Below are 19,904 nucleotides of genomic sequence, written 5' to 3' on the forward strand. Positions count from 1 at the left end.
GAACCCGTTCCGCCCCGGTCGGCAGTCCGCCGACCGGGGCGGTCCCGTCTGCGCCCGACATGCCGGGGGAGCGACGGCGTAGAGTACCGGGTGGGGTATACGACGAGGGAGCGCTCCGTATGGAACTGCAGTTGGCGGCCGATGAGCTGAAGTCCGTGATCAACCGGCTCAAGCGAGCACAGGGGCAGATAGCGGGCGTGATCAACATGATCGAGCAGGGCCGCTCCTGCGATGAGGTGGTCACCCAACTGGCCGCGGCTTCAAGGGCGTTGGACCGCGCCGGGTTCGCGATCATCGCGACCGGCCTGGAGCACTGCATGGCCCCCGAGAACGGCGAGCCGGAAGTGGACCGCGACCAGATGCGGGCCCGACTGGAGAAACTCTTCCTCTCCCTCGCCTGACCCCGAGTACTCGGGGCACACGAGCGTTGCCGCGGCGGCGCCTCAGTCCCGCCCCGCCCCCCGGTACAGATCCAGCTCCCCTTCCAGTTCGAGGGCCAGCACCGTGGCCTGGTCGTCCAGGTCGGCCGCAACGGGGGCGTCGATCCAGGTCACGCCCGGTACCGTGTCCAGGCCGCCGGTGACATGGTGGCCCAGTTCGGTGCCCGTACCCAGGACCGTGGCCCGAAGCACGCGGTTGCGCAGCCCGCGTACGGAGACGGACTCGCGCGGCGTGTCGAAGCACACCAGGTACAGCGTGCGCCGGTCGGCGGACAGCGTGCTGGGCCCGTAGTGGTGCCCGGCGGGCAGCCCGGCGACCGTCCCGTACACGGCGTCGGCATGGCGCGCGATCCACGCGCCGAGGCCCTCCAGGCGTTGGACCTGCTCCTCGGGGATCGTGCCGTCCTCCCGGGGCCCTGCGCCGAGCAGCAGGTTGCCGCCCATGCCGATCGTCTCCGCGAAGTAACGCACCAACTGGCGCACCGACTTGAAGTCGCGGTCCTGCGGCCGGTAGCTCCACGAGTCGTTGATCGTGAGGCACAGCTCCCATGGACCCTCCGGGGCCTGGAGCGGGGCACCCTGTTCCGGAGTGGCGTAGTCGCCGTAGCCGAGCATGCGGCCGTTGAGGATGGTGTCCGGGTTGCCCGCGAGGATGAGATCGGCCAGTTCGCGCATCCGCCACTGCTCCTCCGTGCGCTCCCACTCGCCGTCGAACCAGAGGATGTCCGGGCGGAAGCGGTCGACGAGCTCGCCGACCTGGCCGTCGCGGTAGGTGAGGTAGCGCGTCCAGGCCTCCGGGTCCTCCTTGCCGGGCTCGGCGTGCGAGTAGGCGTTGGGCTCCACGAGATGCGGTCCCGGGTGCCGCTCGCTCGGGTAGTCCGGGTGGTTCCAGTCGGAGTGCGAGTAGTAGAGGCCGACCTTGAGGTCCCGCGCGCGCAGCGCGTCGACGAATCCGGTGACGAGGTCGCGCCCGGCCGGTGTGTCGCGGACGACGTCGAGATTGCGGTGGTCGGTGTCCCACAGGGCCACGCCGTCGTGGTGCCGGGTGGTGAGCACCGCGTATTTCGCGCCGACGCGGGCGAACAACTCGGCCCAGGCGTCCGGGTCGTAGCGCGACGCGGTGAAGCCGTCGAGCTGTTTCATGTACTGCTCGTGCGTCATCTCGCCCGTGTAGAAGGACCAGGACTCGGCAGCGCCGCCCACGGCATAGATGCCGTAGTGGATGAAGACGCCCAGCTTGGCGTCGGGAAACCAGGGTTGCATCGGCATACGCCCACGCTATGCGCGGCGCCGTGGACGGCGCGTGGGCGGCGGTCACCACTACTGGTCCGTTTTCACCATGCGCGGGACCAAGCAGCACGACTCGGAATCGACGGGCGTCGGTCCCGGGCCCGGGAAGGAGCCCGGGGCCGACGCCCGTTGCCGTGTTCAGATGCGGTCGGCCGCGATCAGCAGGTAGTGGAAGCTGCCCTCCTTGTACGCGGTCAGGAACGGCTCCTCGATGCCTGTGGCGACCGAGGACCCGGCGCGCAGCTCCCAGTAAGGGATGGTCTGCGCGGTCAGGTCCACCACGTTGATCGGGACGAGGCCGCCGGCGGCCATGGCCTTGATGTACTCACTGTGATGCGTGGGGCAGGAATGCCTGAGTCCCGGGTGGGTACGCGAGCCACGCGCCCGGGGCGAATGGTGTCCCGGGTGCCCGAGAACGCCACTACGTCGGGATGTGCCATGGAAATACCCTCGAACGACAGCGTCACGTCGGAGGCGGAGCGGGCGCTGAGCGTGCTGGCCGAGAACACCGAGGACGACGCGGCCCTGGACACGCTGGCCGGCACGGATGTGCTGGTTCCGGTGCCCGATGACACCGACGACGAGGCGGCGGCCGATCCCACGGTCGTGGCGCTGCCTGTCCTGGAGCAGGACGGCGAGGAACCGCTCGTGCCGGTGTTCACCTCGGAGGTGCGGATGGCGGAACTGCTGCCGTACGTCTCCCGGTACCGGCTGGTGCCGCTGGGTGCGCTGGCTTCCCAGTGGCCGTCCGGGGACTTGTCGCTGACGATCGACGCGAGTTCTCCGCACGGGTTGACGCTGGACTCGGAGGGTGTGCGCACCCTCCTGGTGCGGTAGCGCTCCGCCGCTCCGCTGGGGGCGCGACCAGCCACGACGGGCCCGCGGTCAAGACACGACTTGTCACCCCCGCTTGGCGGGGCCCGGGGCGGAGCCCAGGAGCCGAGGTTCAGTCACCCTTCAGCATGCGTGCGAGCGCCGCCCGCTGAAGGGGGCGTACCTCCGTGTGCAGGTCGCGGCCCTTCTGGGTGAGCGCGACCCACACCCCGCGGCGGTCCTCCTGGCAGACGGAGCGCGTAACAAGGCCCTCCTTCTCCAGGCGGCCGATGAGGCGCGACAGGGCGCTCTGGCTCAGGTGGACGCGGTCGGCGATGTCCTGCACGCGGCACTTCTCGGAAGGATGCGTGGCCGCGGCCTCCACGAGGAGGTCGAGGACCTCGAAATCGCTGGCGCCCAAGCCATGCGGATGCAACTCGCGGTCGATCTCGCAGATCGTGCGCGCATGCACCGTCAGGATCTCCCGCCACTGCTCCTCGAGCCGGGAATCGGCCTTCTCCGCTGCCATATATGCACGGTAACAGAAAATGAACCTTTGTTGACTATGCAACTAGTGTGGGTGCATGTAAGCAGGTCGGGGGACTTGGTTCCAGAAGGGCCGCAGTTCAGCCGGTGAAGATCTCGACCGCCGACCACACGGCGAGGCCGAGCATGCACAGCCCGCCGATGCGCTGGACGGTCTTCAGAGGTACGCGCTTGGCGATGAAGCGACCCGCCAGCAAGGCGAGGGCGGAGACCGACATGAGGGCCGCCGCGGAGCCGACGGCTACGGACGCGATTCCGTTCGTGGCCGCGAGATTGGCGGTCGTGATCTGCGTCAGATCGCCCCACTCGCTGATGAAGACGGCCATGAAGGCGGTCGTGTAGACCGGCCAGAACCCGGCCACCGTCCGGCTGCCGCCCGCGTCCGCCTCCTCGTCGTCGCCTTCGCCGTGCAGCAGCATGAAGGCGCCGAAGGCGAACAGCGCGGCCGAGACGGCCTTGACGGTCCAGTCGGGCAGCAGGCCGATGAGGCTGCCGGCGCCTACGGCGATCGCGACATGCACGACGAACGCTGTCGACGTGCCGAACCACACGTACAAGGGCCGCATACGGGTGCCCATGGCCAGCGACGCGAACATCGTCTTGTCGGGCAGTTCGGCGAGGAAGATCAGCCCGAAGGCGGTGATGATCGCCAGGGGGTCGAAGGACGCCAGAGGGGCGAGAGACATCCGGGTGGCTTTCTGTACGGGCCGGGCCTTCCGGATCTTCGCGAAGCGCCCTCGGCTGGGGCGACGGGAGAACCGATCGGCCCGGCATGACGGGTGCACCGCACGGCGTGCGAGCACATCAATGCCTGGCCGAAGGTCTCGCCCACCCGCCTGTTCACGCGGGCCCGGCCACCGGGAACCCGCGGGCTCCAGTGTGTCGACGACCGGTTCGCAGGGCTACTCCCCTTCGCGATCACCCAGTCTACCGGTCGTTCGCGCGTGCCTCGCATGAGCGTGCGGACGGAGGGTAGGCGGGAGTTGTCCCACAAGGACGGTCCCACGCGGGCGGAACACCTCGTCCGCGGGACACGAACGAAACGCCACCCCCATGACCAGCCCTTCCGACGAAGACACGTCCACCGGCATCCTGCACGCCCTGGGTGTCCTGGCATACGACGGACAAGACGGCGCGGCGCGGGCCCTGTTGGCCGGGAGCGAAGTGCTGGTGCCGGTCGACCCTCTCGACGACGCGGACGCCCCGGAACTTGCCTTGACGGGCCGTGCTGTGGAGGTCTTCACCTCGGAGGAGCGGATGGCCCGGGCACTGCCGGACGTGCAGACCTACCACCTCGTACCCCTCGGCCTGGTCCCGGCCCACTGGCCCGAGGGGGGCCGCTCGCTCATCATCGACCCCGGTTCGCCGCACAGCCTCACGCTGTCGGCTGACGGCGTGCGGTTACTGCTCGGCGAACCCTGAAAGCTCCCTGTGCCTCAGGTCGACCGGCGCTTCACCAGTTCCGTCGGCAGGATCACCGCCGCCGGGTCCTCGCCGCCGATCTGGGCGAGCAGTACGCGCACCATCTCGGCGCTGATGCGATCCCAGGGCTGCCGGATCGTGGTCAGCTCCGGGCTCGCGGCGGTGGCGGCGGGGGAGTCGTCGAAGCCGCCGACCGCGACATCTTCCGGAACGCGGCGTCCGGCCCGCTGGAGCACCGCCAGTACGCCCTGTGCCATCAGGTCGGAGGCGACGAACACGGCGTCCATGTCGGGCACTTGGGCGAGGAGGCGCTCGGCGCCCGCCTCACCGCTGGAGCGGCTGTAGTCGCCGGAGACGATGAGCCGCTCGTCGATCTCGATGCCCGCCTCGGCGAGCACCTCCCGGTAGCCCGCGAGCCGTTCGACACCGCCCGGTGTGTCCAGCGGACCGGTCACCACGCCGATGCGATGGCGGCCGAGCGCCAGCAGATGGCGCACCATGTCCCGGGCGCCGTCCCGGTCGTCCGCGGCCACGTAACTCACCTTGGAACCCAGGCCGATGGGCTTGCCGCAGGCGACCAGCGGCACCCCGGCCTCCCGCAGCTGCTCGGCGACCGGGTCGCCGGAGTGGCTGGAGACCAGGAGCACTCCGTCTACGTGGCCCGCGGTGATGTACCGCGTGATGCGCCGCCGTTCGTCCTCGGTGCCGGCCAGCATCAGGAGCAGCGGAATGTCGTGGGTGGCCAGCGCCTGGGTGCAACCGCGCAGCAGGACATTGAAGTTGGGGTCCTCGAAGAACCTCTCCTGCGGTTCGGTGAGCAGGAAACCGATCGAGTCCGAGCGTCCGGTGATCAGCGAGCGGGCATGCCGGTTCACGACGTAGCCCGTCCTGCGGATGGCCGCGTTGACCGCCTCCTGCGCCGCCGGGCTCACATAGTGCCCGCCGTTGAGTACGCGGGAGACGGTGCCGCGTGAGACACCGGCCTCGCGCGCCACGTCATGGATCGTCGGCGGCTTGCGCCGGCCCCCCGTCGAGTGCATGGTCATGACTTTACGGCTCCGGACAGCAGGTCGAGGCTCCAGAACCGCTGGATGACCAGGAACAGCGCGATCAGCGGGATCACCGCGAGCAGCGCTCCCGTGATCACGAGCGTGTACAGCGCCGGGGTGTTGGCGCCTTGTTCGAGGAGCGTGAACAGCCCCAGGGTGATCGGGAACTTCTCGTCGTCGCTGAGCATGATGTACGGCAGCAGGAAGTTGTTCCATACCGCCACGAACTGGAACAGGAAGACGGTCACCAGACCCGGCACCATCATCGGCAGTGCCACCCGTGTGAAGATCCGCCACTCGCTCGCCCCGTCCATCCGCCCGGCCTCCACCACGTCACTCGGCACGGCGGCCGTCGCGTAGATGCGAGCGAGGTAGACGCCGTACGGCGAGAGGATCAGCGGCAGCAGCACCGACGCGTACGAATCCGTCAGGTCGGCCTTGGCCAGTAGCAGATACTGCGGGATCGCCAGGATCACCGGCGGCATCAGCACACCGGCCAGGAGGATGTTGAACACGGTCTCGCGGCCACGGAAGCGGTAGATCGCGAGTGCGTAGCCGCTGAGTGCCGAGACCGCTGTCGACAGGAGGGCGCCCAGGCCCGCGTAGAGGGCGGAGTTGCCCATCCACTTCCAGTAGACGCCGTCACGATAGGCGTTGAGGTCGGACAGGTTCTCCGCGAAGCCGGTGCCCGGCAGGAACGTGAACGTCGAGAACAGCTCACGGCCCGACTTGGTCGCCGCGATCACCACCCAGGCCACGGGCAGCAGACAGTAGATCGCGCCGAGCAGCAGGGTGAGCGTCGGGGCGAAGGCGATCCGGCGGCGCAGCGGCGGCCCCTGCGCGGTGCCGGGCGCCGTGCCCGCGGCAGGAGCGGCCTTGCGGACGGCAAGGGAACTCATCGTGCTTCCTCCTGCTTGGTACGGGAGTTCGCGGTGCGGAGGAAACCGAAGGACAGGACGAGCGTGACGAGGGCGATGATCACGGCCGCGGCTGCCGCCGAGTGGATGTCGCCCTTGCCGAAGGCGTCCTGGTACACCTTCATCAGCGGACTCCAGGTCGTGGAAACGGAGTTGGTGAGCGGCTTGAGGGTGGTCGGTTCGCTGAACACCTGGAGCGTCGCGATGATCGAGAAGAAGAAGGTCAGCACCAGCGAGGGCGCCACCATCGGGATCTTGATCCGCAGCGCGATCTGCAGCGGGGTCGCACCGTCCAGCTTCGCCGCCTCGTACACCTCGGCCGGGATGGCCTGCAAAGAGGTGTAGATGACGATCATGTTGAAGCCGGTGCCGCCCCAGACCGCGATGTTCGACAGCGCGGCGTACAGCCCTCCGCCGTCCAGCAGGTCCGGCTGCGGCATCCCCAGCTTGTCGAGGACGAAGTAGAAGGGGCTGACGTCCGGCAGGTACAGGAAGCCCCACAGCATCGCCGCGACGACGCCGGGAATGGCGTACGGCAGGAAGATCGCGAGCCGGGTGAACGGCGCGAGCCGGACCCGGTCGGAGTCGAGCATCAACGCGAAGAGCAGGGCCAGGCCGAGCATGACCGGAATCACGATGGCGCCGTAGCCGAGCACGCGCAGCGCGCCGGCCGACAGCTCGGAGTCGGTGAGGGCGTCGGTGTAGTTCTCCAGGCCCGCCCAGACCTCGCTGCGGGCGCCCGAGCCCAGGCCCAGCCCCTTGACCTGGACCTTGTGGAGGCTGAGCCAGACCGTGTAGCCGATGGGCAGCGCGAAGAAGAGGGCGAACAGGATCGCTGCGGGGAGGAGGAAGAAATAGGGGGCGCTTCGCGCTCGTTTGAGGGTGGTGGTGGGAGACGGGAGGGCATACGGGGCCCGCTTGACCCCGTACGACTTCCGGCGTGCGCTCGTCACTCCGCGACCTCGAAGCCCTGCTTCTTCATGTCGGCGACCGTGTCGTCCTGCATCGTCTTCAGGGCGGCGCCGAAATCCGACTTGTTCTTGGCGGCCTTGCCGAACGCGTCCTTGAAGGTGGTGTACGCGACGTTCACGTTCGGGCCCCACGCGGAGGGCGCGGTGGTCTTCGCGATCTCGGAGGCCTGGGTGTAGAAGTCCGGCTGGTTGGAGAAGAAGGCCGGCGGCTCGGCGAACGCGTCACTGGTCTGCGCGGTCGTGGCGGCGGGGTAGATGCCGCCCTCCTTCGCGAGCGCGGTCAGCGCCTCGGGGTCCGTGTTCAGCCAGGCGGCGAACTTCGCGGCGGCCGACTTGTGCTCGGAGTCCGTGGTGACGGCCGTGGAGGAGCCGCCCCAGCTGCCCGTCACGTTCTCACCGGCCGACCACTGCGGCAGCGGGGCCATCGCCCATTTGCCCTTGGTGTCGGGCGCGGCGGTCGTCAGGGTGCCGGGCGCCCAGACCGCGCTCACCCAGGCGATCTGCTTGCCGGTGTTGACCGCCTTGTTCCAGGCCGGCGTGTACATCGGCTGGTTGTCGATCGCGCCCTCCTTGACGAGACCGCCCCAGAAGTCGGCGACCTTCTGGGTCGCCGCGTCGTCGATGCCGACCTTCCACGTCTCGCCCTCGGTGGTCCACCACTTGGCGCCCGCCTGCTGAGCGAGACCCGCGAACTGCCCGGAGTCGTTGGCGGAGAACGTGGTGAGGTCCGTCTCCGGGGACTTCTTCTTCAGCGCGCGGGCGGTCTGAGCGAACTCCTCCCAGGTCTTGGGGACTTCGAGTTCGTACTGCTTGAAGAGGTCCTCGCGGTAGTAGAACATCATCGGCCCGGAGTCCTGCGGGATCGCGTACACCGCGTCCGAACCCAGCGTCGTCTGCTGCCAGACGCCCTCGGCGAACTTGTCCTTCACGCCGTCCACCTCACCGGCTATGTCGGCAAGCGCGTCATTGCTGACCAGCGTCGGCAGGGCCTGGTACTCGGCCTGCACCAGGTCCGGGGCCTTCTTGGCCTTGTGCGCGGTGAGGATCTTGGTGACGAGGGTGTCGCCGGACGCCTGCTTCTTCACCGTGACGGTGATCTGCTCATCCTTGCCCGGGCCCTTGTTCCACAGGTCGGCGACCTTGTCCATGCCCGGCGTCCAGGACCAGTACGTCAGCGAGACCGGCCCCGAGTCGGCCTCGCTGTCGTCGTCCGAAGAGCCGCAGGCGGCAAGAGCGGTGGCGCCGAGCGTGACGGCGACCGAGATGGTCACGAGGCGACGCAGCTTCGTGTGTGGCATGGATGTATCTCCCTGACCGTGGTCTCCGCCTGCTGCGGAGGCCTGCCATGCTTCTGTGAGCGTTCACAGTAGAGAAACATCCAGGACACTTGTCAATGGTTGTTGCTGTGCGGTTATGTTGGGCTCACGCCGACAGCGTTGTGTGTGCACGTTCCCAAATGATCGATAAATCGGGAGAGATCCATGCCGGAGACCACGCCCAAGGGCCTCACCGGGCTCGCCTTCGGTGGGGACTACAACCCCGAGCAGTGGCCGGAAAGCGTCTGGCACGAGGACGTCCGGCTGATGCGGGAGGCGGGCGTCACGATCGTGAGCGTCGGGATCTTCTCCTGGGCCCTGCTGGAACCCTCACCCGGCGTGTACGAATTCGACTGGCTCGACCGACTTCTTGACCTTTTGCACGAGAACGGGATACGAGCCGACCTCGGCACGCCGACGGTCGCGCCGCCGGCCTGGTTCTACCGGGCGCACCCCGAGGCGCTGCCGATGGCCGCCGACGGGACGCGCTACGAGTTCGGCTCGCGCGGCGCCATCTGCCACAGCAACCCGCACTACCGCGAGGCCGCCGCCGCCATCACCACCCGGCTCGCCAAGCGGTACGCGGACCATCCCGCGCTCGCGCTGTGGCACGTCCACAACGAGTACGGCGTCCCCGTCTCGGCCTGCTACTGCGAGTCCTGCGCCGCGCACTTCCGCCGCTGGCTGGCCGCGACGTACGACACCACCGACGCGGTCAACGAGGCTTGGGGAACCGCCTTCTGGGGCCAGCGGTACGCGGACCTCGAGCAGATCAACCCGCCCCGGGTGACCCCCACGGTCGGCAACCCGGCCCAGGCGCTCGACTACAAGCGCTTCGCCGACGCCACCATGCGCGAGAACTTCGTGACCGAGCGGGACATCCTGCACCGCCTCTCGCCCGGCATCCCGGTCACCACGAACTTCATGACCGCCCTCAGCCAGTGCGACTCCGTCGACTACTGGGCCTGGGGCCGCGAGGTCGACCTCGTCAGCAACGACCACTACCTGATCACCGACGGCCGCCGTACCCACGTGAACCTCGCGATGGCCGCCGACCTCACCCGCTCCGTCGCCGGCGGCGCCCCCTGGTTGCTCCTCGAACACTCCACATCGGGCATCAACTGGCAGCCCCGCAACCCCGCCAAGGCCCCCGGCGAGATGGCCCGCAACTCCCTCGCACACGTGGCCCGCGGCTCCGACGGCGCCCTGTTCTTCCAGTGGCGGCAGTCCCGGCGCGGTGCGGAGAAGTTCCACTCGGCGATGCTGCCGCACGCGGGCACGGACTCGCGGGTCTGGCGCGAAGTGGTCGAACTCGGCGCGTCTGTAGGCGCGTTGGCGCCGATCCTGGGCAGCCGCACCGTCGCCGACGTCGCCGTCCTCTGGGACTGGCAGTCCTGGTGGGCGCAGACCCTCCAGTGGCGCCCGAGCGAGGATCACGACCCGCGCGAACGCGCCGACGCCTTCTACGAAGCCCTCTACGACCGCCACCTCACCGTCGACTTCGCCCACCCCGAAGCCGACTTGTCGGCCTATCCACTTGTCGTCGTGCCCGCCCTGTATCTGATGACGGAAGCCGCCGGTCGGAACCTGCAGGAGTACGTCGAGAGCGGCGGCACCCTCGTCGTCTCGTACTTCTCCGGCATCGTCGACGAGCACGACGCCGTGCACGACGGCGCCTATCCGGGCCCGCTGCGGGACGTACTCGGCCTGACCGTCGAGGAGTTCTCGCCGCTGCTCCCCGGTGACCAGGTCCGCGTCACCGGACCCGAGGGCTCCGAACTCACCGCCGACGTATGGACCGAGTTCGTGGTGCCGCGCGGTGCCGACACCGTCTGGGCGTATGCCGACGGGCTCGCCGCGGGCCACCCGGCCATCACCCGGCACCGGCTCGGCGAGGGCACGGCCTGGTACGTCTCCACCCGCCTGGCGCAGGACGGCCTCGACGCCCTCCTGGGCTGGGCAGCCGAGGACGCCCGCATCGCTCCGCGCGCCGACCTGCCGCGTGATGTCGAAGTGGTGCGCCGCAGTGGCGAGTCCGGCACCTACCTCTTCGCGATCAACCACACCTCGTCGGACGCCAAGGTGCCGCTGGAGGCGCACGGCACCGAGCTGCTGACGGGCGAACGCGCCGCGGGCCGCCTCGCGGTTCCCGCGGGAGCCGTCCGGGTCGTACGACTCGACGGCTGAGCCGACTCCCCTCCGCCCGTGCGAGCATCCGAGCCGCGGGCGGAGGGACACCCCCCAACCCATCACGTCGAAGGGACGACGGACGACGATGTTCCATCCCAGACGCACACTCAGGGTCCTGCTGCCGCCGCTCGCGGCCACTCTCGCCCTCGCCGCCCTGCCCGCACCGTCCGCGCAGGCGGCGAGCACGCTCCAGAACACCGGCTTCGAGGCCGACGGCGCCGGTGTCGCGACGCCCGGCGGCTGGTCGGAGTACGGCTCCACCGGCGCCTCCTTCGTGGAGTCCGGTGGTCGCAGCGGCAGTTACCGCCTGACGCACTACGCGTCCTCCGCGTACAAGGTGGAGACGTACCAGTACCTCTCCGGGCTGACCAACGGGAACTACACCCTCAGGGCCTGGGTGCGCTCGGGCGGCGGGCAGAAGTCCGCCCACATAGCGCTGAAGAACTGCGGAAGCGCCGATCAGCGCACCGATCTGCCGGTCTCCAGCAGCGGCTGGATCCGCGTCGTCGTCCCCATGAGGGTGACGAACAGTCAGTGCACGATCAGCATCAACTCCGATGCGAACGCCGGCAACTGGATCAACGTCGACGACCTGACCTTCACCGCAGGCACGACAAACGCACTGGCCGTCAAGGGCTCTGACGTCTCGTCACTCGCCAAGAGCGAGGCCAAGGGCGGCGTCTACCGGACCAGCTCCGGCAGCACGGGGGACGCTCTCGCCATCCTCAAGTCCAACGGGCAGAACTACGCCCGCCTCAAGGTGTGGGTCAACCCGGCAGACGGCTACAACAACAAGGCCCGTGTCCTCGCGATGGCCAAGCGCGTCAAGGCGCAGGGCATGAAGCTCCTGGTCGACTTCCACTACTCGGACACCTGGGCCGATCCGGGCGCCCAGTCCAAGCCCGCCGCATGGGCCGGACACTCGTACAGCCAGTTGAAGACGGACGTCTACAACCACACGTACGACGTCCTGAACGCCCTGAAGGCGCAGGGCACCACGGCCGACATGGTGCAGGTAGGCAACGAGATCAACGGCGGCATGCTCTGGAACGAGGGCTCCACCGACAACTGGGGCCAGCTCGCCGGACTGCTCAACTCCGGCTACGACGCGGTCAAGGCGGTCAACTCGTCCACGACCGTCGCACTGCACCTCGCCAAGGGCGGCGACCTCGCAGGCACCCGCTGGTGGTTCGACAGCGCACGCTCGAACGGCGTGAAGTTCGACGTCATCGGCCTGTCGTACTACGGCTACTGGCACGGTTCGCTCACCGACTTCCAGACCACCCTGGACGACGCGGCGACCCGCTACGGCAAGCCGGTCTACGTCGCCGAGACGGCCTACCCCTTCCGCCTGGGCAGCGAGGACGCGCACGAGGACATCATCAACACGACCGGTGAGCTGGTGGCCGGATACCCGGCCTCGACGGCCGGGCAGACAGCCTGGTTCCGGGACATCATGAACATCGTGGAGGCCGTCCCGGACAACCGCGGCCTCGGTGTCTTCTACTGGGAGTCCACCTGGACCGCGGTCAACGGCAATGGCTGGGACCCGACCGATCCCTCGTCGGGCAACGCCTGGGAGAACCAGGCCCTGTTCGGCTACGACGACCGGCCGCTTCCGGCGATGTCACTGTTCAACCGCCGGTGACCCACTGACGGACACCGGCTGACCGAGAGCCCGCCCACGCGCGAAGCATGGGCGGGCTCTTTCGTCACGTACCGCCGCTGCCGATACCGCCATCGTCGGCGCCGGACGTCCAGAACGGCTCGCGCAGCTTGAACTTCTGCAGTTTCCCGGTCGCCGTACGCGGCAGTGTTTCGACGAAGTCGAACCGCTTGGGCGTCTTGAAACCGGCGAGCCGCGTACGGCAGTGGGCGATCAACTCCTCGGCGGTGACGCCCGATCCGTCCGTCACGACGAGCGCGGTGACCAGCTCGCCCCACTTGGCATCCGGAATTCCGATGACCGCCACCTCGCGCACGGCCGGATGCGAGGTGATCACGTCCTCCACCTCGATCGACGAGACGTTCTCGCCGCCGGTGATGATGACGTCCTTCTTGCGGTCGGAGATCACCAAGTAGCCCTCGTCGTCGACGTATCCGCCGTCGCCGGTGTGGAACCAGCCGCCCGTCTGCGCCTTTGCCGTCTCCTCGGGCTGGTCCCAGTAGCCGTCGAGGTTGTGGTTCGAGGCGGTGAGCACCTCGCCGTCCGCGTCCACATCGACCCGTACGCCGAGAGCAGGCACGCCTGCCCGGCCCAGCCGGCGGGCGCGTTCAGCGGTCTCCAGGTCGTCCCACTCCTCACGGCCGCGGTTGACCGTGACGAGCGGGGAGGTCTCGGTGAGGCCGTAGATCTGGATGAACTCCCAGCCGAGAGCGCTCATCACGCGCTCGATCGTGCGGGTCGGCGGCGGCGCGCCCGCACAGACGATGCGAACCCGGTCGCGGCCGGGGATCTCGCCGTCCCAGTCGGCCGCCGCGTCGAGCACGGCGTTCAGGACGGCGGGCGCCGCACACATCAGCGTGACGCCGTGCCGCTGGACGCGGCGCAGGATCTCGGCGCCGTCGATCTGGCGGAGCACGATGTGCCGGCCGCCCACACCCGTCACGCCGTACGGCATGCCCCAGCCGTTGGCGTGGAACATCGGCAGCGTGTGCAGATAGACGTCACGGTCGCTGATCGTGGTGTGCAGACCGAACACCGTCGCGTTCAGCCACAGATTGCGGTGCGTGAGCTGAACTCCCTTGGGACGGGCGGTCGTTCCCGACGTGTAGTTGATGCTGGCGGTGGCGTCCTCGGCCGGCTCGGCCCACTCCCGCGGCTCGGTGCCGTGGAGGAAGAGCTCCTCGTCGTCGCTCTCGCCGAGCACGAACTTGTGCTTCACATCAAGCGTGTCGAGCACGTCCGCGCAGGACGCGTCCGCGTAGACGACGGACGCCCCCGAGTGCCGGACGATGTAGTCGATCTCCGGCTGGGTCAGCCTGAAGTTGACCGGCACCAGGACCCGCCCCCACCCGGAGACCCCGAAGAACGAGGTCAGCAATCGCGCCGAGTTCTGCGAGACCACCGCGACGCGCCCGCCCACCGGCACTTCGAGCCGGTCCAGCCGGGCGGCCTGCGCCTGTGCGAGCGCCGCCAGTTGCCGGTAGGTGAGCTCTCCGAGACTCGGTCCTGGCTGTTCCGGTTCGTCGACGACGGCGACGCGGTCCCGATACACATGCGCCGCGCGGTCGAGGAAGTCACGGACGGTAAGCGGGTAGTACACAGGAGCACCTCCGGGTCGGTGGATTCTCCGTACGTACCCCGGCTGTCACCGCGACTCGCGCGCCGTCGCCCGCCGCCGAAGGATCGCCAGCACCTGCTCACCCCAGCGGACGGTGGCCTCCTCGAACTCGATGCCGCCCAACAGCGTGAGATATGGGCCCACACGCTCGGACCGGGTCAGATGCTCCTCCTCGGTGCGGCCGTCGAGCAACCGCAGCCGGAGTCGTTCGTACCGGGCCAGTTTCGCCCGCGCCCATTCGATGCGCTCCTCGACGGCAGTGCGTACGGCCGGGCCGTCGCCCTCGTCCACCGCCTGCAGCTTGACCAGCAGCTCGTCGCGGATCGCGGTGGGCCGGGGCGGGGTGGCCGTGAAGTCGTACAGTGCGCGCCGGCCCGCCTCCGTCAGCGCGAAGAGCCGCTTGTCCGGCCGGCGTTCCTGCCGTACGACCCTGGCCTCGATCAGCCCCTCGGACGCCATGCGGTCCAGCTCGCGGTACAGCTGCTGGGGCGTAGCCATCCAGAAGTTGGCGACCGACGCGTCGAAGGTCTTCGCCAGGTCGTAGCCGGAGGCCTCGCCGTCCAGAAGCGTGGCCAGCAGAGCGTTGCGCAGTGCCATGCGAGGAGTGTACTGTCCGACACGACTAATCAACAAATTGACTATGAGGTGGGCCATGAACCCCTTCCGCAAGGCCGTCGAGGACGGCGACCACGAAGCCGTCGTCGCTCTGCTCGCCGAGGACGTCGTGTTCACCAGCCCCGTGGTGTTCAAGCCGTACGCCGGAAAGGCGATCACCGCGGCGATCCTGGGCGGCGTTCAGCGCGTCTTCGAGGACCTCCGCTACGTCCGCGAGATCGCGAACCCGGACGGCCGCGACCTCGCCCTCGTCTTCGAGGCGCGCGTGGGCGACCGGCAGATCCAGGGCTGCGACCTGCTGCACTTCGACGAGGACGGCCGGATCGACGAGCTCACGGTCATGGTCCGCCCGCTGTCCGGTGCCCAGGCGCTCCAGCAGGCGATGGCGGCCCGGTTCGAGAGCATCGAACGAGAGGCGGCGGGCGCGTGAGAACCCCGGAGCGTTAGCCTGATCTCCTGCCGCGACCAGGAGATCTACGTTCATGACAGCGCCCCGATCCGAAAAGGTGGACGGACCCGGGGAACTCCGTGTGCCCGCCGGGCGGCCGTCGCCGTGGCACGGACAGGGACCGATCGTGGCGGTGGTCGCGGCCGGCGGCGCGCTGGGCGCGAGTGCCCGCTACGGGGCCTCGCTGATCTGGCCCACGCAGACCGCCGCCTTCCCCTGGACCACGTTCTGGGTCAACGTCATCGGGTGTGCCGTGATCGGCGTCTTCATGGTCGTGATCAGCGATGTGTGGGCGGCGCACCGGCTGGTCCGCCCCTTCTTCGGCACCGGCGTCCTCGGTGGCTTCACCACCTTCTCGACGTACGCCGTCGACATCCAGAAACTGGTCGACGAGGGCCGCCCCCGGACCGGTCTCGCCTACCTCGCCGCCACCCTGGTCGCGGCGCTCGTGGCGGTGTGGCTCGCGGTGACGGCGGCCCGCCGGGTACTGGCATGGAGGCGGCGATGACAAGGCTGACCGGCGACGCGCTACGGCTGACGATCTTCATCGGCGAGAACGACACCTGGCACCACAAACCGCTGTACTCGCAGATCGTGCACCGGGCGCGCGCGGCGGGACTCGCGGGCGCGAGCGTCTTCCGGGGTATCGAGGGATTCGGCGCGTCCTCGCTGATCCACACCTCGCGGCTGCTGTCGCTGAGCGAGGATCTGCCGGTGGCCATCGTCATCGTGGACACCGAGGAGCGCGTACGCGCCTTTCTGCCGGAGCTCGACGAGCTGGTGGGGGAGGGGCTTGTGATCCTCGACGACTGCCAGGTCATCAGATACGTAGGCCGCGCGGGCCGCGAGAAGGACCCCGCCGCCGAGGGTCGGAAAGGCAAGAAGCCGTCGTGAACTGGCTGTTGGTGATCGCCGGCGGAATGGTCGGCGCACCCCTGCGCTACCTCACCGATCGCGCGGTGCAGTCCCGTCACGACACGGTGTTCCCCTGGGGCACCTTCACCGTGAACGTCGTCGGCTGCCTGATCCTGGGCACGCTGACCGGCGCGGCTGCGGCCGGCGCGGCCTCCTCGCACCTCCAGCTGCTGCTCGGCACCGGCCTGTGCGGGGCGCTCACCACGTACTCGACGTTCTCGTACGAGACCCGGCGGCTGGCCGCGGACGGGGCCCGTTTCTACGCCGCGGTCAATGTGATCGCGAGCGTGGTCGCGGGGCTCGGCGCGGCCTTTGTCGGGGTTTCGGTCGCTGAGGCTCTGTGGGGGTAGTCGACCGGGTCGACCGGGAGCCGGTCCCGAACCCTTGACAGTCACCTCCCGTTCCCCGGAGGATCACCCCCGTGAACCTGTCAGACAGCCAGACAGGTGGCTCGGTCCCGCGGCGCGTCAGCGCGATGGAAGCGGTGCTCAGTCATCTGCGGAGTGCGATCGAGCGCGGCGAGTACGCCGTGGGGGACAAGCTGCCGTCCGAGGCGGAGCTGTGCCGGAGCCTTGAGGTCAGCCGGCCGGTGCTGCGCGAGGCGCTGCGGGCCCTGCAGACGATGGGCCTGACCGTGTCCCGTACCGGCAAGGGCACGTTCGTCCTCTCGAACGGTCCGGTCGTCGACCCCACATTCGGCGACTACGCGGCCAGCGACCTGATAGAGGTCCGGCGCCATGTCGAGATCCCCGTCGCGGGCTACGCCGCCGCCCGCCGCACGCCCGAGGACCTCGACCATCTCGCCCACCTGCTCGACCGGATGGAGAGCGAGACCGACACCACCGCCTGGGTGGCCATGGACACGCTCTTCCATCTCGCCGTCGCGCAGGCCGCGCAGAACCCGGTCTTCCGCCGTGTGATCGAGGAGATCCGCGACGCACTGGCCCGCCAGTCCGCGTTCCTCAACGAACTCGGCGGCCGTCGCGAGCAGTCCAACCGCGAACACCGGGCGATCCTCGAGGCGTTGATCGACGGCAGCGAGCACGACGCCACCGAAGCCATGGCCCATCACCTCGACCGCGTCGAGACGACCCTCACCGCGATCGTGCGACCCGAGGGCGCCGAAAGCCCCGACGGCCCCGAGAGCACCGACACCCCCACAGAAGGCGAGACCCCGGAGTGAGCGAGCAGTCCCTCGAAAAGGACATACGGAAACCGGCGAGTCACGTCGACGCCGGCGACGCGGGGTACAGCAAGTCCCTGAAGTCCCGGCACGTCAACATGATCGCCATCGGCGGCGCCATCGGCACCGGCCTCTTCCTCGGCGCCGGCGGACGGCTCGCCGACGCCGGGCCTTCGCTCTTCATCGCGTACGCCGTCTGCGGTGTCTTCGCCTTCCTGGTGGTGCGGGCGCTCGGCGAACTCGTTCTGTACCGGCCCTCCTCCGGCGCCTTCGTGTCGTACGCGCGGGAGTTCCTCGGTGAGAAGGGCGCGTACACCGCGGGCTGGATGTACTTCCTGAACTGGGCGACCACCGGCATCGCCGACATCACCGCGGTCGCCACCTACACCCACTACTGGGGCATGTTCTCCGACATCCCGCAGTGGGTGATCGCGCTCATCGCGCTCGCCGTCGTCCTCACCGTGAACCTCATCTCGGTGAAGTACTTCGGTGAGCTGGAGTTCTGGTTCGCGATCATCAAGGTCGGCGCCCTGGTCGCCTTCATGTTCATCGGCATCTTCCTGCTGGCCACCCAGCAGCCCGTGGACGGCAACACCCCCGGCCCGTCCCTGATCACCGACAACGGCGGTCTCTTCCCCAACGGCCTGCTGCCGATGCTGCTGATCGTCCAGGGCGTCGTCTTCGCCTACGCCTCCGTCGAGCTGGTCGGTGTCGCGGCGGGCGAGACGGAGAACCCGGAGAAGATCATGCCGAAGGCGATCAACTCCATCATGTGGCGCGTCGGTCTCTTCTACGTCGGCTCCGTGGTGCTCCTTTCGATGCTGCTGCCGTGGTCGTCGTACAGCGCCGGTGAGAGTCCCTTCGTCACCGTGCTGTCCAACATCGGCATCCCGGCCGCCGGCGGCGTGATGAACCTGGTCGTGATGACCGCCGCCATGTCCTCGCTGAACTCCGGCCTGTACTCCACCGGCCGCATCCTGCGCTCCATGGCTATGTCCGGCTCGGCGCCGAAGTTCACCTCGGTGATGAGCCGCAGTCAGGTCCCGTACGGCGGAATCCTGCTCACCAGCGGTATCTGTGTCCTCGGCGTCGGCCTCAACTTCGTCGTCCCCGCCGACGCGTTCGAGATCGTGCTGAACTTCGCGGCCATCGGCATCCTCGCCACCTGGGGCATGATCATGATCTGTCACCTGATGTTCTGGCGGAAGACCCAGGACGGAGAGCTGGAGCGCCCCAGCTACCGCCTGCCGGGCTCGCCCTGGACCGAGCTCGTCACGCTGTTCTTCCTCGCCTCCGTGCTGGTACTGATGTACGCCGACGGGGGAGCGGGACGTACGACCGTGATGTGTCTGCCGCTGATCGTGGCGGCCCTGGTGGCGGGATGGTTCGCCGTACGGGGCCGGGTGGCGGACGTACGCAAGTCCGGAGCCGACGCGTGAGCTGCCTCAACACCCTTGCTGCACAGGGCAGTTCACTAGCTGTGGCGCCCACGATCCGGGAGCCGCTGCACGCGCCCGTCGCCCATCTCGTACGCGGCGGTGTCATCGAGGGCATCCACTACGGTTCGGTCGTCGTGCTCGGCGCCGACGGGACGGTGGAACTGCAGATCGGCGACATCGAGGCGGCTTTCTACCCGCGCTCGGCGCTCAAGCCCGTACAGGCGGTGGCACTGCTGCGGGCCGGGCTGCCGCTCGACGGGGAACTGCTCGCGCTGACCGCGGCCAGCCACTCCGGTGAGGAGCGGCATCTCGACGGAACCCGGCGGATCCTGGAACAGGCCGGGCTCCCCGAGGACGCTCTGCGCAATGTGCCGGACCTGCCGTACGACCCGGTCGTACGAGAGGCCTGGGTCCGCGCAGGGCGGCTGCCGTCGCGGCTCGCGCAGAACTGCTCGGGCAAGCACGCGGCGATGCTCTACACGGCACATCTGAACGGCTGGTCGCTCGAGGACTACCTCGACCCCGCGCATCCGCTCCAGCAGGCGATCGCGGAGATCGTCGAGGATCTCACCGGGCAGGCAATCGCGGCGGTGACGGTGGACGGTTGCGGCGCGCCCCTGTTCTCCATCTCGCTGCACGGGCTCGCGCGCGCCGCCGCCCGGATCACCACCGCACCGCCCGGCACCCCCGAGGCGCGGGTCGCCGACGCGATGCGCGAGCACGCCGAGATGGCCTCCGGTTCCGGCCGCGATGTCGCCTCGCTGATGCGGGCCGTGCCGGGTCTGCTCACCAAGGACGGCTTCGAGGGCGTACACGTCGCGGCGCTGCCCGACGGGCGGGCGGTCGCCGTGAAGATCGCGGACGGGGCGGACCGGGCCCGGCTGCCCGTGGTCGCCGCCGCCCTCGCACGCTGCGGCGTCGACCCGGCCGTGCTCGCCGAGTTCGCCCAGGCGCCCCTGTTCGGGGGCGGGGAGGTGGTCGGGAGCATCCGGCCGGCCCGCGCACTGGAACCGCTGACTGAGGCCTAGAGGGTTTCTGATGGACCTCCGCCGAGATCCATCAGAAA

At 69.0% G+C, this 19,904-nt stretch carries 21 protein-coding genes and 1 pseudogene; 12 read left to right on the forward strand and 10 right to left on the reverse strand.

Going from position 1 to position 19,904, the window contains the following annotated elements; translation table 11 throughout:
- The first annotated feature begins 119 nt into the window (after window positions 1-119).
- A complete protein-coding gene (locus ACGFNK_RS34310) occupies window positions 120-401 on the forward strand; it encodes a metal-sensitive transcriptional regulator (protein WP_386348655.1) in 282 nt (93 codons plus the stop codon).
- A gap of 42 nt (window positions 402-443) precedes the next feature.
- Here ACGFNK_RS34310 and ACGFNK_RS34315 read toward each other — a convergent pair whose 3' ends face one another.
- Window positions 444-1,709: an alpha-L-fucosidase gene (locus tag ACGFNK_RS34315; RefSeq protein ID WP_393422207.1), complete on the reverse strand. Its 1,266-nt coding sequence runs from the start codon at window positions 1,707-1,709 to the stop codon at window positions 444-446.
- Window positions 1,710-1,868: 159 nt separating this feature from the next.
- A pseudogene (locus tag ACGFNK_RS34320) lies at window positions 1,869-2,057 on the reverse strand (SAM-dependent methyltransferase); the annotation flags it as partial.
- A gap of 111 nt (window positions 2,058-2,168) precedes the next feature.
- Here ACGFNK_RS34320 and ACGFNK_RS34325 point away from each other — a divergent pair.
- The gene (locus ACGFNK_RS34325; protein ID WP_386348659.1) at window positions 2,169-2,567 is read left to right on the forward strand and encodes an SseB family protein; all 399 of its coding nucleotides are present in this window, start codon (window positions 2,169-2,171) and stop codon (window positions 2,565-2,567) included.
- Between the two features lie 109 nt (window positions 2,568-2,676).
- On the opposite strand, the gene ACGFNK_RS34330 is transcribed toward ACGFNK_RS34325, so the two are convergent.
- Together ACGFNK_RS34330 and ACGFNK_RS34335 are read right to left on the reverse strand one after the other, a co-directional pair.
- The gene (locus ACGFNK_RS34330; RefSeq protein WP_393422210.1) at window positions 2,677-3,072 is read right to left on the reverse strand and encodes a MarR family winged helix-turn-helix transcriptional regulator; all 396 of its coding nucleotides are present in this window, start codon (window positions 3,070-3,072) and stop codon (window positions 2,677-2,679) included.
- Between the two features lie 97 nt (window positions 3,073-3,169).
- Window positions 3,170-3,775 (reverse strand): TMEM165/GDT1 family protein, encoded by a 606-nt coding sequence (locus tag ACGFNK_RS34335; protein WP_393422212.1) that lies wholly within the window; start codon window positions 3,773-3,775, stop codon window positions 3,170-3,172.
- Between the two features lie 367 nt (window positions 3,776-4,142).
- On the opposite strand from ACGFNK_RS34335, the gene ACGFNK_RS34340 reads away from it, so the two are divergent.
- Window positions 4,143-4,511, forward strand: a complete 369-nt coding sequence (locus tag ACGFNK_RS34340) for an SseB family protein (protein ID WP_393422214.1) — start codon at window positions 4,143-4,145, stop codon at window positions 4,509-4,511.
- Window positions 4,512-4,525: 14 nt separating this feature from the next.
- Here the strand turns inward: ACGFNK_RS34340 and ACGFNK_RS34345 are convergent, their stop codons facing one another.
- From ACGFNK_RS34345 to ACGFNK_RS34360, 4 genes are read right to left on the reverse strand one after another with little or no spacing between them, the layout of a single operon-like run.
- Window positions 4,526-5,557, reverse strand: coding sequence for a LacI family DNA-binding transcriptional regulator (locus ACGFNK_RS34345; protein ID WP_393422216.1), 1,032 nt, complete (start codon window positions 5,555-5,557; stop codon window positions 4,526-4,528).
- On the reverse strand, window positions 5,554-6,459 hold the full coding sequence (locus ACGFNK_RS34350) for a carbohydrate ABC transporter permease (RefSeq protein WP_393422218.1): 906 nt from the start codon (window positions 6,457-6,459) through the stop codon (window positions 5,554-5,556). The genes ACGFNK_RS34345 and ACGFNK_RS34350 overlap by 4 nt, the downstream gene beginning before the upstream one ends.
- Window positions 6,456-7,430: a carbohydrate ABC transporter permease gene (locus tag ACGFNK_RS34355; RefSeq protein WP_393422220.1), complete on the reverse strand. Its 975-nt coding sequence runs from the start codon at window positions 7,428-7,430 to the stop codon at window positions 6,456-6,458. The genes ACGFNK_RS34350 and ACGFNK_RS34355 overlap by 4 nt, the downstream gene beginning before the upstream one ends.
- Window positions 7,427-8,746 carry an ABC transporter substrate-binding protein gene (locus ACGFNK_RS34360; protein WP_393422222.1) on the reverse strand — a complete coding sequence of 440 codons (1,320 nt, stop codon included), beginning with the start codon at window positions 8,744-8,746 and terminating at the stop codon, window positions 7,427-7,429. The genes ACGFNK_RS34355 and ACGFNK_RS34360 overlap by 4 nt, the downstream gene beginning before the upstream one ends.
- Window positions 8,747-8,929: 183 nt before the next feature.
- Between ACGFNK_RS34360 and ACGFNK_RS34365 the strand changes: the two genes are divergently transcribed.
- Both ACGFNK_RS34365 and ACGFNK_RS34370 read left to right on the forward strand, forming a co-directional pair.
- Window positions 8,930-10,951 carry a beta-galactosidase gene (locus tag ACGFNK_RS34365; RefSeq protein WP_393422224.1) on the forward strand — a complete coding sequence of 674 codons (2,022 nt, stop codon included), beginning with the start codon at window positions 8,930-8,932 and terminating at the stop codon, window positions 10,949-10,951.
- 88 nt (window positions 10,952-11,039) lie between these two features.
- Complete coding sequence (locus ACGFNK_RS34370) at window positions 11,040-12,602, forward strand: arabinogalactan endo-beta-1,4-galactanase (RefSeq protein WP_393422226.1); 1,563 nt, start codon at window positions 11,040-11,042, stop codon at window positions 12,600-12,602.
- Between the two features lie 64 nt (window positions 12,603-12,666).
- Here ACGFNK_RS34370 and ACGFNK_RS34375 read toward each other — a convergent pair whose 3' ends face one another.
- Both ACGFNK_RS34375 and ACGFNK_RS34380 read right to left on the reverse strand, forming a co-directional pair.
- Complete coding sequence (locus ACGFNK_RS34375) at window positions 12,667-14,220, reverse strand: AMP-binding protein (protein ID WP_393422228.1); 1,554 nt, start codon at window positions 14,218-14,220, stop codon at window positions 12,667-12,669.
- A gap of 45 nt (window positions 14,221-14,265) precedes the next feature.
- On the reverse strand, window positions 14,266-14,835 hold the full coding sequence (locus tag ACGFNK_RS34380) for a PadR family transcriptional regulator (protein WP_393422230.1): 570 nt from the start codon (window positions 14,833-14,835) through the stop codon (window positions 14,266-14,268).
- Window positions 14,836-14,890: 55 nt separating this feature from the next.
- Here ACGFNK_RS34380 and ACGFNK_RS34385 point away from each other — a divergent pair, with 55 nt between their 5' ends.
- From ACGFNK_RS34385 to ACGFNK_RS34415, 7 genes are all read left to right on the forward strand, one after another.
- Window positions 14,891-15,283: a nuclear transport factor 2 family protein gene (locus ACGFNK_RS34385; protein WP_393422232.1), complete on the forward strand. Its 393-nt coding sequence runs from the start codon at window positions 14,891-14,893 to the stop codon at window positions 15,281-15,283.
- A gap of 52 nt (window positions 15,284-15,335) precedes the next feature.
- Entirely contained in the window at window positions 15,336-15,809 is a 474-nt protein-coding gene (gene crcB / locus ACGFNK_RS34390; protein ID WP_393422234.1) for a fluoride efflux transporter CrcB, read from the forward strand.
- Complete coding sequence (locus ACGFNK_RS34395) at window positions 15,806-16,195, forward strand: DUF190 domain-containing protein (RefSeq protein ID WP_393422236.1); 390 nt, start codon at window positions 15,806-15,808, stop codon at window positions 16,193-16,195. The genes crcB (ACGFNK_RS34390) and ACGFNK_RS34395 overlap by 4 nt, the downstream gene beginning before the upstream one ends.
- The gene (crcB, locus tag ACGFNK_RS34400; protein ID WP_393422238.1) at window positions 16,192-16,566 is read left to right on the forward strand and encodes a fluoride efflux transporter CrcB; all 375 of its coding nucleotides are present in this window, start codon (window positions 16,192-16,194) and stop codon (window positions 16,564-16,566) included. The genes ACGFNK_RS34395 and crcB (ACGFNK_RS34400) overlap by 4 nt, the downstream gene beginning before the upstream one ends.
- 71 nt (window positions 16,567-16,637) lie before the next feature.
- Entirely contained in the window at window positions 16,638-17,399 is a 762-nt protein-coding gene (locus tag ACGFNK_RS34405; RefSeq protein WP_393422240.1) for a FadR/GntR family transcriptional regulator, read from the forward strand.
- Window positions 17,396-18,838: an amino acid permease gene (locus ACGFNK_RS34410; protein ID WP_386348689.1), complete on the forward strand. Its 1,443-nt coding sequence runs from the start codon at window positions 17,396-17,398 to the stop codon at window positions 18,836-18,838. The genes ACGFNK_RS34405 and ACGFNK_RS34410 overlap by 4 nt, the downstream gene beginning before the upstream one ends.
- A 41-nt stretch (window positions 18,839-18,879) precedes the next feature.
- Complete coding sequence (locus ACGFNK_RS34415; protein WP_393422242.1) at window positions 18,880-19,866, forward strand: asparaginase; 987 nt, start codon at window positions 18,880-18,882, stop codon at window positions 19,864-19,866.
- The last annotated feature ends 38 nt before the right edge of the window (window positions 19,867-19,904 follow it).

The sequence above is a fragment of the Streptomyces sp. NPDC048825 genome, assembly GCF_043198355.1.
Taxonomy (GTDB): domain Bacteria; phylum Actinomycetota; class Actinomycetes; order Streptomycetales; family Streptomycetaceae; genus Streptomyces; species Streptomyces xiangluensis.

Bases quoted from the DNA above. Each gene is read 5' to 3' on its own strand.
- ACGFNK_RS34310 (WP_386348655.1), top strand. From the start codon at position 120: ATGGAACTGCAGTTGGCGGCCGATGAGCTGAAGTCCGTGATCAACCGG.
- ACGFNK_RS34315 (WP_393422207.1), bottom strand. From the start codon at position 1,709: ATGCCGATGCAACCCTGGTTTCCCGACGCCAAGCTGGGCGTCTTCATC.
- ACGFNK_RS34325 (WP_386348659.1), top strand. From the start codon at position 2,169: ATGGAAATACCCTCGAACGACAGCGTCACGTCGGAGGCGGAGCGGGCG.
- ACGFNK_RS34330 (WP_393422210.1), bottom strand. From the start codon at position 3,072: ATGGCAGCGGAGAAGGCCGATTCCCGGCTCGAGGAGCAGTGGCGGGAG.
- ACGFNK_RS34335 (WP_393422212.1), bottom strand. From the start codon at position 3,775: ATGTCTCTCGCCCCTCTGGCGTCCTTCGACCCCCTGGCGATCATCACC.
- ACGFNK_RS34340 (WP_393422214.1), top strand. From the start codon at position 4,143: ATGACCAGCCCTTCCGACGAAGACACGTCCACCGGCATCCTGCACGCC.
- ACGFNK_RS34345 (WP_393422216.1), bottom strand. From the start codon at position 5,557: ATGACCATGCACTCGACGGGGGGCCGGCGCAAGCCGCCGACGATCCAT.
- ACGFNK_RS34350 (WP_393422218.1), bottom strand. From the start codon at position 6,459: ATGAGTTCCCTTGCCGTCCGCAAGGCCGCTCCTGCCGCGGGCACGGCG.
- ACGFNK_RS34360 (WP_393422222.1), bottom strand. From the start codon at position 8,746: ATGCCACACACGAAGCTGCGTCGCCTCGTGACCATCTCGGTCGCCGTC.
- ACGFNK_RS34365 (WP_393422224.1), top strand. From the start codon at position 8,930: ATGCCGGAGACCACGCCCAAGGGCCTCACCGGGCTCGCCTTCGGTGGG.
- ACGFNK_RS34370 (WP_393422226.1), top strand. From the start codon at position 11,040: ATGTTCCATCCCAGACGCACACTCAGGGTCCTGCTGCCGCCGCTCGCG.
- ACGFNK_RS34380 (WP_393422230.1), bottom strand. From the start codon at position 14,835: ATGGCACTGCGCAACGCTCTGCTGGCCACGCTTCTGGACGGCGAGGCC.
- ACGFNK_RS34385 (WP_393422232.1), top strand. From the start codon at position 14,891: ATGAACCCCTTCCGCAAGGCCGTCGAGGACGGCGACCACGAAGCCGTC.
- crcB (WP_393422234.1), top strand. From the start codon at position 15,336: ATGACAGCGCCCCGATCCGAAAAGGTGGACGGACCCGGGGAACTCCGT.
- ACGFNK_RS34395 (WP_393422236.1), top strand. From the start codon at position 15,806: ATGACAAGGCTGACCGGCGACGCGCTACGGCTGACGATCTTCATCGGC.